Genomic DNA, 16572 nt, shown 5'->3' with positions numbered 1-16572 from the left:
TCAGCGGAGGGAACCGGCGAGGACAGTGCTCGCCATCTGGCGAACGGCTTCCTCGCTGGGTGGTTCCCCGGTGCGATCCGCGAAGAGCAGGTGACCGGCTCCGATGAGCGTCGGGGCCAGTGTCTGCACATCCGCACCCGGGGCGATCCGGCCGAGTTCTTGTTCTGCGGCAAGGTAATTCGCCAGCACGTGCGCCGCGTCGGTCGCCAACGGGATCCCCGGACCTGGCCGCGCGGCACGGAGCCGGTGCCGCAGTTCGTCGCGGAAGGTGATCAGGGCGACGATCGACACCGCGACCGACGAGAAGACCTCGGTGAGCACCTCGGCCACGGTTTCGACCAGGTCGCCGGTCCCGGCGTGCAGGTCGTCCGCGCGGGCTTCGAGACGATGGATCCGGTCGAGCACCAATGCGGCGAGGAAAGCGTCGAAATCCTCGAAATGCCGGTGCAGCACGCCCTTCGCGCAATCCGCCTCGGTGGTGACGGCGCGGCTGGTGAGTCCGCTGGGTCCCGCGCGCAGCAAAACCCGTTCCGCGGCGTCGAAAAGCTGAGCGCGAACGTCGCGGAGATGGATCCCGGTGGGCAACTCGACGGTCCTTCCTGGCCATGGTGGGCGCTTGCCCACTATGGTGGGCGCATGCCCACTTTACCTCGTCCCGAACCGCATCAGCACCGGACCATGGCGGAGTCGTTCGGCGTCGATCCCGAGCGCTACGACCGGGCCCGCCCGCGTTACCCGGAAGAACTGGTGACCGCTGTCCTCGCGGCCAGTCCGGGAAGCGAACTGCTCAACGTCGGCTGTGGAACCGGCATCGAAGGGCGGCAATTCCACGCCCGCGGCGCCGTGGTGCTCGGCGTCGAGCCGGACGCGCGGATGGCGGAGTTCGCCCGGCGCGTTTTCCCGGTCGAGGTCGCGAAATTCGAGGATTGGGACCCAGCCGGGCGGACGTTCGACGCCCTCGTGTCCGGGCAGGCGTGGCACTGGGTCGATCCGGCCGCGGGAGCCGCGAAGGCCGCGCAGGTGCTCCGCCCGGGCGGCCGGTTCGTCGCGTTCTGGCACGTCTTCATGCCGCCGGAAGAAATTTCGCTGGCGCTGGCGGACGCGTTGCGCAGGGCGATGCCGGATTCGCCGTTCAGCGGCAACTACCTGAAAAGCCCCAGCCCCGACGCCTATCAGCCGATGCTCGACAAAGCCGCGGACGGATTGGCCGGGACCGGCGCGTTCGGCACGGCGGAGAACTGGCATTACGCGTGGACGCAGGACTACAGCCGCGACGAATGGCTGGACCTGCTCGCCACGCAGGGCGGCGTCACCGTGGCGACGCCGGAGCAGCGCGACCAGATTCTGGCCGAGGTCGGCGCGGCGATCGACGCCCGCGGCGGACGGCTGACGACGAACTACTCGACCGCCGCGGTGACCGCCGTCCGCGTTGCCTCGTGAGTGCTTACCCCGGTTAGAACCGGCATAAGCACTCACGAGGTGCGTCACTCCTCGAGCGAAAGCGCTTGGCTCGGGCAGATGTTCACGGCCTCGCGCGCCTTCTCGACCAGTTCGCCGTCCGGAGTGTCGTTGAGGACGATGACCGTGCCGTCGTCCTCGCTCTGGTCGAACAGCGCGGGCTCGGTGAGCACGCACTGGCCCGCGCCGACGCACTTGCCGGTGTCCGCGATGATCTTCATGATGGCCTCTTCCTGGCTTGTGGTGGGAGCACTCTGATCTCTACCAGGTCACCGGCAACTGGTACAGGCCGAAGATCGTGGCGTCCTTCTTCACCGGCAGCTGGTCGGCCGGGAGCGTGCACGTGAGCGTCGGGACCCGGCGGAACAGCGTGTCGAACACGATTTGCAGCTCCATCCGCGCCAGGTTCTGGCCGAGGCACTGGTGCGGTCCGAACCCGAACGCGACGTGGTGGCGCGCGCCGCGTTCGAGGTCGAGCTTTTCCGGGCTCTCGAACACCTCCGGGTCCCAGTTCGCGGCGTAGCCCAGTACGAGCACGCCCTCGCCCGCCTTGATCGTGACGCCGCCGATCTCCACGTCCTCGGTCGCGACCCGCGCGGTCGCGCCTTCGACGATCGTGAAGTAGCGCAGCAGTTCCTCGACCGCGAGCAGCGTCTTGCCCGGATCGGCCTCGATCGTCGCGCGCTGCCCCGGGTTCTCCAGCAGCCCGATGGTGCCGAGCGAGATCATGTTCGCGGTGGTCTCGTGCCCGGCGACCAGCAGCAGGAACGACAGCCCGATCATCGCGTCGTGGTCGTAAGTGCCTTCCTCGCGACGCTTGACGATCTGCCTGCCGAGCAGGTCGTCGGTCGGGTCCTTCTCCTTCGCCGCGACGAGGTCGCTGAGGTACGCGCGCAGTTCCTCGGAGGCCTTCTTGCGATCCTCGATGCTGGTGCTGCGCCGGATGAGCGCCATGGTGCGCTCTTGGAAGTAGTCGTGATCGGCGTACGGGACCCCGAGCAATTCGCAGATCACCAGCGACGGCACCGGCAGCGAGAGCTTTTCCACCAGGTCAGCCGGTTTCGGCCCGGCGAGCAACTCGTCGATGAGACCGTCGACGATCTCCTGGATCCGCGGCCGCATCGCCTCGACGCGCTTCACGGTGAACTCGCCGAGCACCTCCCGGCGGGCCTGGCCGTGCTCGGGCGCGTCCATCCCGATCATGGCTTTCTGCTTGGTGTTGGTGAGGATCGCGGCCCCGCCCTCGGCCAGGAACGGGAAATTGGGCAGGAACCGGTCGGACGAGAACCGGCGGTCGCCGAGGATCTGCCGCGCTTCCTCGTGCCGCGAGGCCACCCAGGCCTCTTTGCCGCCGGGTATCCCCACGCGGGTGAGCGCGCTCTGCTCGCGCATCCGGACGTACTGCTCCGGCTGCGAGAACGGGCAGGTGCGGGCGACCGGCATGCGGAGTTCTTCAGTGGCAGTCATCGTTTCCCCTTCACCAGGTCACCGGGAGGCAGTACAGCCCGAAGACGCCGGAGTCGTGTTTGAACGGCAACTGGTCGACCGGCGCGGCGAGACGCAGCGTCGGAATGCGGCGGAACAACGTGTCGAACACGATCTGCAGTTCCATCCGGGCGAGGTTCTGGCCGAGGCATTGGTGCGCGCCGAAGCCGAACGCGACGTGGTGGCGGCCGCCGCGGGTGATGTCGAGCCGCTCGGGCTCGGGGAAGACCTCGGGGTCGAAGTTGGCCGCGTAGCTCAGGCCGAGGACGCCCTCTCCGGCCTTGATGGTGACGCCCGCGATGTCCACGTCTTCGAGGGCGACGCGGGTGGTGGCGAATTCGGCGATGGTGAAGTAGCGCAGCAATTCCTCGACGGCGTCGAGGGTTTTGCCCGGATCCTCCTTGATGGCGGCGAGCGCGTCCGGGTTCTCCAGCAACGCGACGGTGCCGAGCGAAATCATGTTCGCGGTGGTCTCGTGCCCGGCGATGAGCAGCAGGAAGGCCAGCGACACGAGATCGTCGTGGTCGTAGTCGCCCTCCTCGCGTTTCTTCGCGATCTGGCGGCTGAGGAGATCGTCCGCCGGCGCGGTTTCCTTCGCGGAAACCAGATCGGACAGGTAGTTCTGCATCGCTTCGACTGACTTGCTGCGCTCTTCGAAGCCCGTTTCGCGGTTGAGAAGCCGTGAGCTGTGCGTCTGGAAGAAGTCGTGGTCGGCGTACGGGACGCCGAGCTGCTCGCAGATCACCAGCGAAGGCACCGGAAGCGAAAGCGCGGACACCAGGTCGGCGGGCTGGTCGCCGGCCAGCATCGCGTCGATGTGCTGGTCCACGATCTCCTGGATGCGCGGCTGCAGCGCTTTCATCCGCTTGACGGTGAACTCGCCGACGACGCTGCGCCGGGCCGGACCGTGTTCCGGCGCGTCCATCGCGATCAGCGACGGGCGCAGCCTCGGCCGGCGCTGCTGGCCGTCCTTGAACAGGACCGGGAAGCCGGGATTGAAGCGGTTCGAGCTGAACCGCGGGTCGTTCAGCATCGCCCGCAGGTCCTCGTGCCGGTTGAGCACCCAGGCGCGCTGGCCGGTGTGCTCGAGCTCGACATAGTGCGCGCGAGCGTCGCGGAACCGGTCGTACTCCGGCGGCGGCGCGAACGGGCAGGTGCGCTTCATCGGGAATGCGGCCTGCTCAGGCTGGGTGCGGCTGGGCTGGGCGACTTCGGTCATCAGAACCCCCTGTGGTGGGTTTGCCCCGTTACGGAATGAATGTGGAGGATTACATTCCGGTTCACTGCCCAAGGTACCGAAGTGGAGGATCGTCGTCCACTAGCAACGGGGTGACAATTGCTGTCCGCCCCCGGTCGCCGGCACGTTTGCGCAGCTGGCCCGGCGTGCGAGAATGCGCGCCAACCGGGAAGAGGGAAGGCCGGGTATGAGTGCAGACCCCGAGACGCCGCTGCGGGCGGACGCGCAACGCAACCGCGACCAGATCATCGCCGCGGCTCGCGTCATCTTCGCCAGCCATGGTCCCGAGGTCCCGATGGAGGAGATCGCGCGCGCGGCAGGCGTCGGCGTAGGCACCCTCTACCGGCGATTCCCGGACCGCGACGCGCTCATCCGCGCGGTGGCGGTGGACAATTTCGCGGGCGTGCTGGACAACGCGCGGCGGCTGTCGGTGGAAGCGCCGACGGCATGGGAAGCGTTGGTGCAGCTGCTCTACCACGGCGCGGAACTGCAGTTGTCGATGCAGTTGTCGATGCTGTCGCAGCGGGCGCACGACATTCTCAAGGACGATCCCGACGTGGCGCACCTGCGCGAAGCGGTGCTGCTTGAGGTCGAAGGGCTGGTCGACCGGGCGCAAGCCGAGGGGACGCTGCGCAAGGACGTGGGCGCGGGAGACGTCGCGGTGCTGTTCGCCCGGCTGATCCGCCAGTTGCCCGCGCACCGGTTGAAATCGCCGGAGATCGCGACGGCCCGCAATATCGCGATCATGATCGACGGTCTGCGTGCCGGTCCGGCCACCACGCTGCCGGGGCGGCCGATCCACAAGGAAGACTTGCTCTGACCGTTTCTTCAGACGCGACGGGCCGCTTGGGGTTGCTCCGGCGGGGGTGATCTCACAACGGGCCATCGCCTTCCGGGTGCGGACGTCTTATCTCGTGAAAGCCGGTGCGGAGCCGCCGGAAAACGCGAGAGGGGACGAAACATGAAGAACATCCGCCGCATTGCCGTTGCTGTCGCGGTCGCCGGAGGCGCGGCCGCGGTCTTCGCCGGGACGGCCGGCGCCACGACCGCGGACTCGTCGGCGCTTCCGTGCACGGCGAACCAGTTCAGCACCAAGCTCGTCTACGGCGGGGCAGGCGCTGGCCAGCGCAACGCCGCGCTGCAGTTCACCGCGAACGAGGGCGAACGGTGCGTGCTGTCCGGCCGGGCTGACGTCAACCTGGTCGGCGCGCACAACGTCCTGGTCAACAACGAAGCTCCGGCCGACGCGCCGCCGGTGCTGATCGCGAACGGTTCGTCGGCGTACGTGCCGCTGCACTGGACCGCGATCGGATCCGACGACGAGCAGCAGACGCCGAACGCGATGACCATGACCGCTCCGGCCGACTCCAACCCGCACGGGGACCCGATCGACCCGAACGTGACGGTTGACTGGACCTTCGGCGCGGTGGACGCCGGGGCCGACAGCCACACCATCGACGTCGGCGCGGTGACGGCGGGCCAAGCGCCTGCCGCGTAAGGGATTCCGGTCAGCCGGGCGGGGCTGCGCGGGTGAGCGAATCGAGCACCCGCAGCAGCACCGCCCTGGCGGCGTCGCCCTCGGCCGCGACTGTCCACAGTAGATCCGCGACCTCGTGGTACGGGTCGACGTCGCTCGCGATGTGCTCGCCCTCGGGGGTTTCGACCATCGCGACGTCGTCGACGACCCAGAAGTCCGAGGTGACCGGGTAGGGCACGACGACGTCCGCGGGGATGATGCCGAAGCGGATGTTGGGGGTGCCGAGCAGTGCGAGCAGCTTGTGCACCTGCCCGATCATCACCTCCCGCGGCGCGTTCGGATAGCGCAGCGCGGCCTCGGAGGTGAGCAGTTCGATGGTCCGGCCGGGTTCGTAGAGGATCTGCTGGCGCTGCATCCGCGCCCGGACCGCCTCGGTGATGTCCTGTCCGCCGCCGTGGATCCGGGCGTGGGCGAGCAGGGTATGCCGCGCGTACTCCGGGGTTTGCAGTAATCCGGAGACAATTCGGAGGTCTACTGCACGAATTCGTAGAGCTCTGGCCTCCCGGGCAATGGATTCCTCTTGTCTGGCCCGGTGTCCTTCGCGGACTTTGTCTTTCCAGCTGGCGTGTGCGTCGCGGACCTCGACCAGTTGCTCCCGCAACTGCGCGGCCAGTTCCGGCGGCCCGCCGACGGCGGCGACCCAAGCGTCGAGGTCGTCGTCGCCGACGGTCTGCCTGCCGTTTTCGATTTTGCTGACCTTGGGCGCGTTCCAGCCGATGGCCTTGGCGAAATCCTTTCCGGTCTCGTAGCCCGCGTCGACCCGGAGCCGGCGCAGGCGATCGCCAAGCTCTGCCCGGCGTTTCTCGAAACTGGTAGGCACTCGCCCTCGCTATCGCATGCGGAATTCCTCGAACCCGATGGCATCTTCCCACACCTGGGGTCGAGTTTCGAGAAATCCTGGGCGACTAGTGCGTCTGAATCGCCGGGCTGCCCTTGCCTCGCCTGCGCCGGTCGTCGCGCTCAGGCTTCCTGCGGGAAGAACTTGAGCAGGCCAACGGGGATTTCGACGGCCGTCTCGGTGTCCGGCATGCCGCGTTCGCGCAGTTGCCGCAGCGCCTGCTCGTCGGTGACCCGGTATCCCTGGACGACGTACGTGCCGCGGTTGGTGCGATAAGCGTTGGGGCAGTTGCCGCCCGCGCTGGTGGTGCCGAGGAACTCGAGGGCGAGTGCTGCTTCGGGCTGAGCGGGATGCGGGGTCATGCGGAGTCCTCCTGACGTGCTGACGGCGCCTGTACCGGACACGGGGTAGTCGAAATTTCCCCAATGGCTCATGTTGGCAGAGAATTTCGCGAAAGGATAGAGGTGTGGCGCGAAATGTTGAGGGCCGGTGATCTTCGTTCAGGCAAGTTCGGCGAGCGTCAGCGTGAGCGCGTCGACGAGGTGGGCGCGGGTGCCGGAGTAGACGTTGATCTGCAGCCCGCCCGCGCCGTCCGGGCTGACGAAACTGAGCACGCGCCCGCGTCCGGTGAGGTCGATCGCGGACAGCGGGGTGCTGTGCGTCCGGCTGCCGTCCTGCCCGCGGACGGCGACGTGCATCAGGTGCACCGCGTCGCGCCGGGCTCGCATCAGATGCCGCAATTCGTCCGCGCTGGCCGACGATTCGGCGAGCGGATCGGCGGAGGCACTGTCGTAGTAGTCCTTGGGCACCTTGAGCGGCCGCAGCTTCGCCGGATCGCAGCCAGGCAACAGATCGACCAGGCTGCCGCCGATGTCGCGCGGGGAAACAGGTTCGAGTTGCACGGACCGGTTGTCCGTCACGAGCCGCACCGCCTCCCGCCCGGCCGCCGCGACGAGAATCGCCCCGTTGTCCCCGCGCCGGGCGCCGAAATCGCTCCAGGAGTACACCTCGCGCCGGGCCTCGGCGAGAAGTTCGAGAGTGTCGCGCAACCGCGGACTGGGCGCACCGCTCGCCGCGAGCCCGAACCGGGCCAGCAACCCGTACGACTGGACCCGGAGCTTGTCCGCGAACTCGTCGGTCATGAACATCGGCGCGTGCTCGACCACGACGGGCGGGTCGCCGAGTTTCTCGTGCCCCCACACGGCGAGAAACGCCAACCGGGGCATCCGGACCGGTCTCTCGAGGATCGGCATCGCGCGTCCCCTTAGCCGCCGATGGTCGGTGGCGTCGGAGGCAGACCGGTGCGCGGATCTACGGCGCGGTCGCCGTCGTCGTCGGTGAGGGAGAAGGCCGAGTCGGATTCCAGGCCGTATTTGCGGTGGTGGTCTTGGGGGTCTTCGTCTTTGCGGCGGTTCGGGGTTGGGCCGCTCACGCCTGGGGCGCCTCGGGAACCGGGTGTGCCGCGGGTTGGGGTGGTTGTTGGGCGTGGTTCTTCGCCGGTGCCTTTTCCCGCGCCGGTGCCCGCACCAGCGCCTTTTCCTGTGCCCGTGCCCGGTCTTGGCGACGGGGCGCTCGTTCGGCTGCGGGGTTCGCCCGGGAGCTTGTTTTCCCTTTCAGCCCGCTTGCCTGCGCCCCGTCCACCGTCGTGGCCCACGGTTCCTTGCGCGGGAATCCCCGGCGTCCCCGTGCTGCTGCCACTCCCGGATCCGCCGGTGTAGGGCGCACCGCTGGGCGAACCCGTGGCCGTCGCCGGATCCGGCGACCATCCGGAGACCGTCGTGCGCTCGTCGGGTCCCGGTGCCCTGCCCGGTCCGGGTTTCGCGCTGGGGCCTTGCGGTACAGCAGCCCCGCTCACCGGCGGCGCAGCGGTCGGCGGATGCCCTGAGTTTCGCGGTTCCGGGAAATGCGGTGCCTCGTCAGGTCTTCGCCGCGCCTTCATCCGCGATCCGGCGGTGTTGCTCCGCCCGCCGAAATCGTCGAGCCGCCCGTAGTCGGTTTGCAGTTGCCGGCTCCCCGTACGGGCGTGCTGGACGTAAGCCTGATAGCGATCGACGTTCTGCTGGGCCATCGCGTTGTAATGGTTGATCTCCTTCTCCGCGTCGGTGTCCCACGGAGAAATCCGATCGAGGAAGGTCAACTGCGGCGGCTTGTCCGGCATCGGCTGCAGGGAGGTTTTCATCGCGTCGAACCCGTGCGCGACGTCGGACAAATTGGCGCTGTTGGTGGTGTAAATCGCCGCGGACACGGACGCGATCTCCGCCAGGGCGCGGATCCGAGTCCGCGCGGCATCCGCGGCCCGCCCGGTCCAGGCCGATTCGAGCCCGGTGCTCATGCGGGAGACGAGATCGCTGGCGTCGTGATGCTGGCTGCTGAGCTGCGCGGCCTGGCTGGCCCCGTCGTGCCACCCGGACGTTCCCGGCCCGCCGAGCACCTTCTGTGCCAGCTCAGGCGCGGGCACGGCTTCGGCGCCGGTGCTGCCGCAGAGCGCCGCGGAATAGAACTTGCCGAGATCGTCGACGCGCTCGCCGACCCCATGGCCGACGTCCTCGATCATCTCCAGGAAACCCATCACGAACCCGCCCGCCGCCGAAGATTGGCGATGACCATGTCGGCCGCCTGCCCCGCCACGGTGCAGGAGTCGGTGTTGCCTTTCTTGCTCTCGCCGAGGGTGATCGTCACGTCGACGGACAGGTCGTCCGCGGTGCCGACGCTGACCTGGCACAGGTCGTCTCCGAGATCGGCCCTGAACGCGACCGCGGGAAAACCTTGGACGGGAGGAAGCGGCCGCCAGAGTTTCGACTTCGGTTTGCTGTTGTGGTAGACGGCGCTGAGCCCCTGGCGATCCTCGGTGACGTAACCCGTGCTGACCGCGGAGCCGGAATCGATGTTGCTCCACCAGCAACTCGGTCCGAGCCCGGCGATATTCCTGAGCTTGCCTGCCGGCGCGACCGAGATGATGCGTTCCACCTGATCCGCGGTCAACGCGGTCTCGCACGGATTTCCGGAAAGGGCGCTCGCGGGCAGCGGATGCTCGACTTTGGGCGCACCGCTGTGCGGCAGTGCATTGGCTGCTGAGGTCGCGGGCGCCGGTGAAGCGGGGGGAGCGGGTGCTGGGCGGCCGCCACAGGCGGTGCCGAGGGCGACGATCACAGCTGCGACCAGAAGCGCGGGCGGGAGGCGGCGCATCATCCGGCAAGCCCTTCAGGCCGCGTGCCCGCGGTTTTGACGTCCTTGGCCGCGGCTTCGTCGGAACTTTCGGTGATTCCGAGTGCCTTCTCCAGCTTTCGCACCAGCTCGTCGGCGTAACGGTGCATCCGCTCGACGTTCGCGAGACCGGCTCCGAACGCGCCGGTTGATTGCCCGTCTCCGACCAGATTCGAGTTGTAAGAGTTGCTCGCGAACTCGTCGGCAGGGGGAGCGAGCCGGGTCAGGCTGTTCGCTATCTGCCGCATCTCGTTGAACTGTTCGCGGGCCTGTTTGGCCAGGTTGAGCATGCTCCGGGCGTCGTCGCGGCTCATGGTGAAGCCGGGGCCGGGCGGTGCGGCTCGGGTGTCGGCGATGGTGAAGGCGAAGTCCGGCAACCAGTTCTTACCTGCGTCAGCGGCAGGCTGGTCCATGTCCTCGCCCTCCCCAAGACACGGCGGACATTTCGCGCAACGGTCGGTTCGGTGCCTCGCGGCGCTATTCACCGTAGTCGACCGAGCACGACAAGTCGTGGGGGTCGAGTGCATTCGCAGGAAATCGGCAAGGGATTCGCGCAATTGGTCGAATGTGACTGCGACGAGGGAATGCAGCTGCGGAAATCTTTGTCCGGAAAAGCGGCGGTACGGCTTCCTGGGTGCAGGGCGGCTCACTCTACTCCTTCTTGGTTGGCCGCCCAACCCAAGTCCAATCCTGCCCGGCGCGCAATTTTTCGAATGGCCGCAGACAAAACCGCCGTTCCGGGTTAACCGGAACGGCGGTCTGGGTGCACTCGAATGTCAGACACCCATGGGGTGCCAGACGGTTTTCGCCTCCAGGTACCGCCGGAGGCGGGACAGGTCTGGTTCTGCCGTCCAGTCCGGTTCGGAGTCGGGGACGGACAGGACTCGTTTCACTGTCCCGGCGGCTTCCTGGGCCAGGGTGACGCGGTCTTCGGGGGTGGCGCCGGTCGGGTCGAGGGCGTTGACGTCTCCGTGCGAGGCCAGCCAGGGGCCCAGTTCCGCGGCGTGGCCGGTCAGGATGTTGGCGACGCCGCCGGGAACGTCGGAGGTGGCCAGTACCTCGGACAGGGTGATGGCGGGCAGGGGGCGGTCCGCGCTGGAGACCAGGACCGCCGTCGAGCCGGTGGCCAGGACGGGGGCCAGGACTGTCACCAGGCCCAGCAGGGAAGACTCTTGCGGGGCAAGGACGCCGACGACGCCGGTGGGCTCGGGTGTGGTGAAGGAGAAGTACGGGCCGGCGACGGGGTTGGCGGCGCCGAGGACCGAGGCGATCTTGTCGGTCCAGCCCGCGTACCACACCCAGCGGTCGATGGCGGCGTCCACAAGGGACTCAGCCTTCTTCGCGGGGATGCCCTCGCAGGCGGCTACCTCGGCGGCGAACTGGGCGCGGCGGCCCTCCATCACCTCGGCGACGCGGTAGAGCACCTGGCCTCGGTTGTAAGCAGTTGCCGACGACCAACCGGGGAACGCCTTGCGCGCGGCGGACACCGCGTCGCGCAGGTCTTTGCGTGACGCGTGGGCCGCGTTGGCCAGGAAAGCGCCTTTGGCGTCGGTAACGGGGTAGACCCGGCCCGATTCCGAGCGCGGGAATTTGCCGCCGAGATAGAGCTTGTAGGTTTTGGCGACGGAAATCCGGTCAGACATTGAGGTAGGCCTCCAAACCGGTGCGCCCGCCTTCGCGGCCGAAACCGGACTCCTGGTAGCCGCCGAAGGGAGCGGCCGGGTCGAAACGGTTGAACGTATTGGCCCACACAACGCCTGCCCGGAGCTGGTTCGCCATCCACAGAATGCGCGAACCCTTTTCGGTCCAGATGCCCGCGGACAAGCCGTACGGCGTGTTGTTCGCCTTCGCCACGGCCTCTTCCGGCGTGCGGAAGGTGAGGACCGACAGCACCGGGCCGAAGATCTCCTCGCGGGCGATCCGCATCGACTGGTGGACTTCGGAGAAAACCGTCGGCGCGAAGAAGAACCCGCGGTCCGGCACCGGGCACGGGCTGGTCCAGCGCTGCGCGCCTTCCGCGTCGCCGGATTCGACCAGGCCGCGGATTTTCGCCAGCTGCTCGGCGGAGTTGATCGCGCCGAGGTCAGTGTTCTTGTCCAGCGGGTCGCCCAGGCGCAGCGTCGACACCCGGTACCGGAGCTTCTCCAGCACCTCCTCGGCCACCGATTCCTGTACCAGCAGCCGCGAGCCCGCGCAGCAGACGTGGCCTTGGTTGAAGAAGATCCCGTTGACGATCCCCTCCACCGCCTGGTCCAGGGGAGCGTCGTCGAACACGACGTTCGCGGCCTTGCCGCCGAGTTCCAGGGTCAGCTTCTTGCGGGTGCCCGCGACGGTCCGCTGGATCAGCTTGCCGACCTCGGTGGAGCCGGTGAACGCGATCTTGTCGATGTCCGGATGCTCCACAATGGACGCTCCGATGTCGCCGGCTCCCGGCAGGATGTTCACCACGCCCGGCGGCAGCTCGGCCTGCTGGCAGATCTCGGCGAACACCAGCGCGGTCAGCGGAGTGGTCTCGGCGGGCTTCAGCACGACGGTGTTGCCGGTGGCCAGCGCCGGCGCGATCTTCCACGCCAGCATCAGCAGCGGGAAGTTCCACGGGATCACCTGGCCCGCGACGCCGAGCGGCTTCGGGTCCGGGCCGTAGCCCGCGTAGCCGAGCTTGTCCGCCCAGCCCGCGTGGTAGAAGAAATGCGCGGCCGCGGTGGGCACGTCGGAATCGCGCGACTCCTTGATCGGCTTCCCGTTGTCCAGCGTTTCCAGCACCGCCAGTTCGCGCGAGCGTTCCTGGATCAGCCGCGCGATGCGGAACAGGTACTTCGCCCGCTCGCTGCCCGGCATTTTCGACCAGACCGACGTGTACGCCTTGCGCGCGGCCTTCACCGCGGTGTCCACATCGGAAGCCGACGCGGTGCCGACCTCGGCGAGGATCTCCTCGGTAGCCGGGTTGACCGTCTTGAGCGGCTCGCCGGAACCGTCGACGAACTCGCCGTTGACGAACGGCTTGTACTGCTCCTTCAGATTGGCCAGTGCGCGCGATTCCGGCGCGGGCGCGTATTCGAAGATGCCCATGTCAGTCCACCGTCACGTAGTCGGGGCCGCTGTAGTGGCCGTCCACCTGGGTGCGCCGCTGCAGCAGCAGGTCGTTGAGCAGGCTCGACGCGCCGAACCGGAACAGCTCCGGCGTGAGCCACTGCTCGCCCGCTACCTCGTGCACGGCGACGAGGTACTTGATCGCGTCCTTCGTCGTCCGGATCCCGCCCGCGGGCTTGACGCCGCGCAGCTCGCCGGTGCGCTCGTGCCAGTCGTGCACTGCCTGCAGCATCACGTGCGTGACCGGCAGCGTCGCGGCGGGCGACACCTTGCCGGTGGACGTCTTGATGAAGTCCCCGCCCGCCAGCAGCGCGAGCCAGGACGCGCGGCGGACGTTGTCGTACGTCGCCAGCTCGCCCGTTTCGAGGATCACCTTGAGGTGCGCCGAGCCGCAGGCCGCTTTCACGGCGCGGATCTCGTCGAACACCTCCAGGTAGCGGCCCTCGAGGAACGCACCGCGGTCGATCACCATGTCGACCTCGTCCGCGCCCGCCTCGACCGCGAGCCGGGTGTCAGCCAGCTTCACCGCGCGGCTCGTGCGGCCCGCCGGGAAACCGGTGGCGACGCTCGCCACCCGCACCCCGCTGCCCGCGAGCGCTTCGACGGCCGTCTCCACCAGGTCCGGGTACACGCACACGGCCGCGACGCGCGGGCAGTCCTGTCGCTCGGGGTCCGGCCGCATCGCCTTGGCGGCGAGACCGCGGACTTTGCCGCGCGTGTCGGCTCCTTCGAGCGTGGTCAGGTCGACCATCGACACCGCGGTGTCAATCGCCCACCGCTTGGCTTCCTTCTTGATGCTCCGGGTCGCGAGCCCTGCCGCGCGCTGCTCGACGCCGACCTGGTCGACACCGGGCAGCCCGTGCAGGAACCGCCGCAGGCTCGCTTCGTCGCGAGTGACGTCCGTCAGCGGCGACGGGGTTTCCGGCGCCGCTGCCGGGCTGGTGGTAGCTGTCATACCGCTGAGTGTAGGTGCGCGACAGCAGGCGCCGGAGCGCTCACCGGAATCTGTGGACAGCTGGTCACAGCCTCGCGGTTGTCCACAGCGCCGCGGCGCGGGCGGCAGTTCTTGTCGGTGTCGTGTGCAGCCGGGTTCAGGACTCGATCTGCGGTGCGTTCAGATCCTTGGCCGGCTTGCGGTACACGACGACGCCGCCCCAGAAGCCGAGGCCGTTGATCGTCACCGTCGGGGCGGTCGGCGGCGCCGGCGGCGCGCCGGACTTGTCCTCCAGCATGAACGCGCCCATGAAGCCGATGCCGGTGACGTTCACGTTGATGTCGTCGGGGACGGTGATCTCGATCCCGCCCATGATCGCGACCGCGGTGATCGTGCACGATTTCTCGGCGAACCGAGCGCTGCGCAGGTCGATTTCGGCACCGCCCCAGAACGCGAAAGTCGTGTGCTGCTGCGGCAGGACCCAGCTGCCCTTGCGCACGGCCCCGGACATCACGCCGATCGACACGGCGGAACCGGGATGCCCGCCGACGCGGTTGTCCGGCAGCCCGAGCGCGCGCGAAGGGGCGGGCTGCAGCGACGCCGACGCGGTGGTGGCGACCGCGGCGCTGCCCGGCAGATCGGCGGTCACCGGTTTGAGGTCGGCGAACGTTTTCGCGGAGTAGACGCTGGAGAGCCGCTCTTCCAGCTCGTTGATCGTGATGCGGCCTTCGGACAGGGCCTGGTGCAGCACCTGCGCGACCTGCTCCCGATCGGCGTCCGACACGCGCATCTGGTCCGGGCCCGGCGTGGCTGGGTCTTCACTCACCTGGGGCAGCCTAGCCCTGTCAGGTCCGGCTCGGGTCCATCGAACGGTGGATAGGGGGATCATGGCGTGATGGATGCTGCGTTGATGGGGACTCTCGTGCTTCCGGACGGGGCTAGGTTGCGGGCGCGCGGGCTGGGGAAGCCGAAGCCGGACGGGCCGGAGCCGGAATTCGGGCTGTACCTGGGGTCGCCGCGGATGCGGGCCAAGTACGACGCCTCGCTGACCTGGGAGCACCGGTGGATTCGGTGGCCGGACTTCCTCCTGCCGCGGGACCGGGAGGGGGCTCGGCGGGAGATTCTGGGGTTGCATGCTCGGGCTGTTGCCGGGGAGGCGGTGGAGGTGGCTTGCCTTGGCGGAGTGGGGCGGACTGGGACTGTGCTGGCTTGTTTGGTGACGTTGGGCGGGATGGGGGCGGAGGAAGCCGTGTCTTGGGTTCGGGAGAACCATCACGCGCGGGCGGTGGAGACGCCTTGGCAGCGGCGGTGGGTTCGGTGGTTTGCTGAACAGGGTAGGGGCTTGCGAGAAACGTAGATATTCGGCTCATCCGAATCCGATTAAACCAAGTTGATGCTCGCTTTGCCCCTGATAGCGCTTCACGGATCTGTGCTCGAGAGCGGACCAGTCTTTTCGTGGCTTCTTCGAGACCAGCTGGAATCGCGAGTGACAGCGCATTCGCTGCTCAGGTCGCTGTCGGACAGTAGGACGATTGTCCTAGCCGGATTGCTCCGCTTTCGTCTGGTGCGCGACCTGATCATGTCGTAGCGTGCCGTATTGGGGTATTTCGGCCTAATGCCGGAGGGGGAAGGTTTCTATGCGTCGAAGACGCGTGCGCATCATGGTGTGCGCGGTGGTGCTATTGACAAGTGTTTTGTCGGCGGGTACGGCGGTGGGGGTCGAGCGGCCGGTGGCGTCCCCCCGTTCGGCGGGTCTGGCAGACGATCTGAAGTTGCTGGATCCCGCGGATTTGGTCTTGAAGATCGCCCAGACCCACCCGTACGAGATGGTGCGCACTTACGCTTGGGTCGCGTTGCTCGGCAAACCGCAGGATCAGTCCATCGCTGAGTTCCGCGCGCACGGCTATTACGAGGCGATGGAGCTCGCGAAGCAGAATGACGCGCAGAATATGGATTTCGCGAAGCGGATTCGAGACACCACGTCGCCCGAGTTCTCCCCTGAGGTCAATGCGGCGGCGGTGCGGGTGATAGCTGGCTCGCAGTCGGACCGGCAGCAGTTCGTTGATTCCGGATATGCCGCGGCGTTAGCTCGGGACAAGGCCGCGCGAGAAGAATCAGGCAAGCAGGAAGAGGCGCTGCGCGAAGCTGACCGCAAGTTCATCGAGGTGCTCGCCAAGAACGACCCTGGCAAGCAGGTCCGGCTGCGGGCACAGTGGGCGATCCGAGAGGGAGCAGGCAACGGCGCGCTGGTGGAGTTTTTCGCCTACGGCTGGGCCAGCGCGGCGAGGATCGATCTGGAGGGCTTCCTGCTCCGCGCGGCCGATAACGAGGCGAGGTGGCGGGCCAGCATCCGGCGGCTGTTCGTCGACGCGCAGGAAGCTGAACAGGCGGCGAACAAGGCTGCTGAGGAGTTCCGCGAGCAAGCCAGGCAAAACGCGGCGCGCGCGTGGCGGACAGCGGCCGATCAAGCGACTCCCGCACGTACCGAGTGGCAAGGTGCTGAGGACGCTGCCCGCACCCAGGCGGAGACCTGGCGGAGGGTCGCTGCGGCTGCGGAGGGCGCGGCAGGGCCGAACTGGGCAGCGATCCTCGCTCCGGCACACGACAACGAGCAACGGTGGGCGACGGAGCGGCAAGCCGCCGATAGCCAGGTCGCGAACTGGACTGCGCTGTGGGAGCTGGCGCAGGCTGGCGAGCAGCGAATGACGAAATAGCTGCTCGCTTGCAGGCACGCTGGCTCTCCTTCTTCGAACTATCCGGTTTTCTCGAATTCTTCGACGGGAGTACTC

At 67.9% G+C, this 16572-nt stretch carries 19 protein-coding genes; 5 read left to right on the top strand and 14 right to left on the bottom strand.

Annotated elements, in window-relative coordinates; translation table 11 throughout:
• Positions 1–585 (bottom strand): TetR/AcrR family transcriptional regulator, encoded by a 585-nt coding sequence (locus H4281_RS31535; protein ID WP_182894531.1) that lies wholly within the window; start codon positions 583–585, stop codon positions 1–3.
• Positions 586–636: 51 nt separating this feature from the next.
• Here H4281_RS31535 and H4281_RS31530 point away from each other — a divergent pair, with 51 nt between their 5' ends.
• Positions 637–1440, top strand: a complete 804-nt coding sequence (locus H4281_RS31530; protein ID WP_182894530.1) for a class I SAM-dependent methyltransferase — start codon at positions 637–639, stop codon at positions 1438–1440.
• Positions 1441–1484: 44 nt separating this feature from the next.
• Here H4281_RS31530 and H4281_RS31525 read toward each other — a convergent pair whose 3' ends face one another.
• From H4281_RS31525 to H4281_RS31515, 3 genes are read right to left on the bottom strand one after another with little or no spacing between them, the layout of a single operon-like run.
• Positions 1485–1679, bottom strand: coding sequence for a ferredoxin (locus tag H4281_RS31525; RefSeq protein WP_037356317.1), 195 nt, complete (start codon positions 1677–1679; stop codon positions 1485–1487).
• Between the two features lie 40 nt (positions 1680–1719).
• Positions 1720–2925, bottom strand: a complete 1206-nt coding sequence (locus tag H4281_RS31520) for a cytochrome P450 (RefSeq protein ID WP_182894529.1) — start codon at positions 2923–2925, stop codon at positions 1720–1722.
• A 10-nt stretch (positions 2926–2935) separates the two neighbouring features.
• Positions 2936–4162: a cytochrome P450 gene (locus H4281_RS31515; RefSeq protein WP_182894528.1), complete on the bottom strand. Its 1227-nt coding sequence runs from the start codon at positions 4160–4162 to the stop codon at positions 2936–2938.
• Between the two features lie 205 nt (positions 4163–4367).
• Between H4281_RS31515 and H4281_RS31510 the strand changes: the two genes are divergently transcribed.
• Both H4281_RS31510 and H4281_RS31505 read left to right on the top strand, forming a co-directional pair.
• Positions 4368–5000 (top strand): TetR/AcrR family transcriptional regulator, encoded by a 633-nt coding sequence (locus H4281_RS31510; protein WP_182894527.1) that lies wholly within the window; start codon positions 4368–4370, stop codon positions 4998–5000.
• A gap of 141 nt (positions 5001–5141) precedes the next feature.
• Positions 5142–5678 (top strand): DUF4232 domain-containing protein, encoded by a 537-nt coding sequence (locus H4281_RS31505; protein WP_182894526.1) that lies wholly within the window; start codon positions 5142–5144, stop codon positions 5676–5678.
• A gap of 10 nt (positions 5679–5688) precedes the next feature.
• On the opposite strand, the gene H4281_RS31500 is transcribed toward H4281_RS31505, so the two are convergent.
• The 10 genes from H4281_RS31500 to H4281_RS31455 all read right to left on the bottom strand — a co-directional run bounded on the left by H4281_RS31500 (position 5689) and on the right by H4281_RS31455 (position 14573).
• Positions 5689–6537 (bottom strand): helix-turn-helix domain-containing protein, encoded by an 849-nt coding sequence (locus tag H4281_RS31500; protein WP_182894525.1) that lies wholly within the window; start codon positions 6535–6537, stop codon positions 5689–5691.
• A gap of 140 nt (positions 6538–6677) precedes the next feature.
• Positions 6678–6917: a hypothetical protein gene (locus tag H4281_RS31495; protein ID WP_182894524.1), complete on the bottom strand. Its 240-nt coding sequence runs from the start codon at positions 6915–6917 to the stop codon at positions 6678–6680.
• A gap of 138 nt (positions 6918–7055) precedes the next feature.
• Positions 7056–7808 carry an ESX secretion-associated protein EspG gene (locus H4281_RS31490; protein ID WP_182894523.1) on the bottom strand — a complete coding sequence of 251 codons (753 nt, stop codon included), beginning with the start codon at positions 7806–7808 and terminating at the stop codon, positions 7056–7058.
• An 11-nt stretch (positions 7809–7819) separates the two neighbouring features.
• Positions 7820–9124 carry a chromosomal replication initiator protein DnaA gene (locus tag H4281_RS31485; RefSeq protein ID WP_182894522.1) on the bottom strand — a complete coding sequence of 435 codons (1305 nt, stop codon included), beginning with the start codon at positions 9122–9124 and terminating at the stop codon, positions 7820–7822.
• The gene (locus H4281_RS31480; RefSeq protein ID WP_246412465.1) at positions 9124–9741 is read right to left on the bottom strand and encodes a DUF3558 domain-containing protein; all 618 of its coding nucleotides are present in this window, start codon (positions 9739–9741) and stop codon (positions 9124–9126) included. Before H4281_RS31480 ends, H4281_RS31485 begins: the two co-directional genes overlap by 1 nt.
• The gene (locus H4281_RS31475; RefSeq protein WP_182894520.1) at positions 9741–10172 is read right to left on the bottom strand and encodes a hypothetical protein; all 432 of its coding nucleotides are present in this window, start codon (positions 10170–10172) and stop codon (positions 9741–9743) included. Before H4281_RS31475 ends, H4281_RS31480 begins: the two co-directional genes overlap by 1 nt.
• A 363-nt stretch (positions 10173–10535) precedes the next feature.
• Entirely contained in the window at positions 10536–11402 is an 867-nt protein-coding gene (locus H4281_RS31470) for an aldehyde dehydrogenase family protein (protein ID WP_182894519.1), read from the bottom strand.
• Positions 11395–12828, bottom strand: coding sequence for an aldehyde dehydrogenase family protein (locus tag H4281_RS31465; protein WP_182894518.1), 1434 nt, complete (start codon positions 12826–12828; stop codon positions 11395–11397). The genes H4281_RS31470 and H4281_RS31465 overlap by 8 nt, the downstream gene beginning before the upstream one ends.
• Before the next feature lies 1 nt (position 12829).
• Positions 12830–13804: a deoxyribose-phosphate aldolase gene (deoC, locus tag H4281_RS31460; protein ID WP_182894517.1), complete on the bottom strand. Its 975-nt coding sequence runs from the start codon at positions 13802–13804 to the stop codon at positions 12830–12832.
• Between the two features lie 136 nt (positions 13805–13940).
• Complete coding sequence (locus tag H4281_RS31455; RefSeq protein ID WP_182894673.1) at positions 13941–14573, bottom strand: DUF1707 SHOCT-like domain-containing protein; 633 nt, start codon at positions 14571–14573, stop codon at positions 13941–13943.
• Between the two features lie 105 nt (positions 14574–14678).
• On the opposite strand from H4281_RS31455, the gene H4281_RS45810 reads away from it, so the two are divergent.
• Complete coding sequence (locus H4281_RS45810; RefSeq protein WP_246412436.1) at positions 14679–15140, top strand: protein-tyrosine phosphatase family protein; 462 nt, start codon at positions 14679–14681, stop codon at positions 15138–15140.
• 295 nt (positions 15141–15435) lie between these two features.
• The gene (locus tag H4281_RS31450) at positions 15436–16497 is read left to right on the top strand and encodes a hypothetical protein (RefSeq protein ID WP_182894516.1); all 1062 of its coding nucleotides are present in this window, start codon (positions 15436–15438) and stop codon (positions 16495–16497) included.
• Positions 16498–16572: the final 75 nt, after the last annotated feature.

The organism is Amycolatopsis dendrobii (assembly GCF_014145675.1).
GTDB lineage: Bacteria > Actinomycetota > Actinomycetes > Mycobacteriales > Pseudonocardiaceae > Amycolatopsis > Amycolatopsis dendrobii.
The sequence above is the reverse complement of the archived record's forward strand: the minus strand, read 5'-3'. Positions and strand labels throughout refer to the sequence as shown.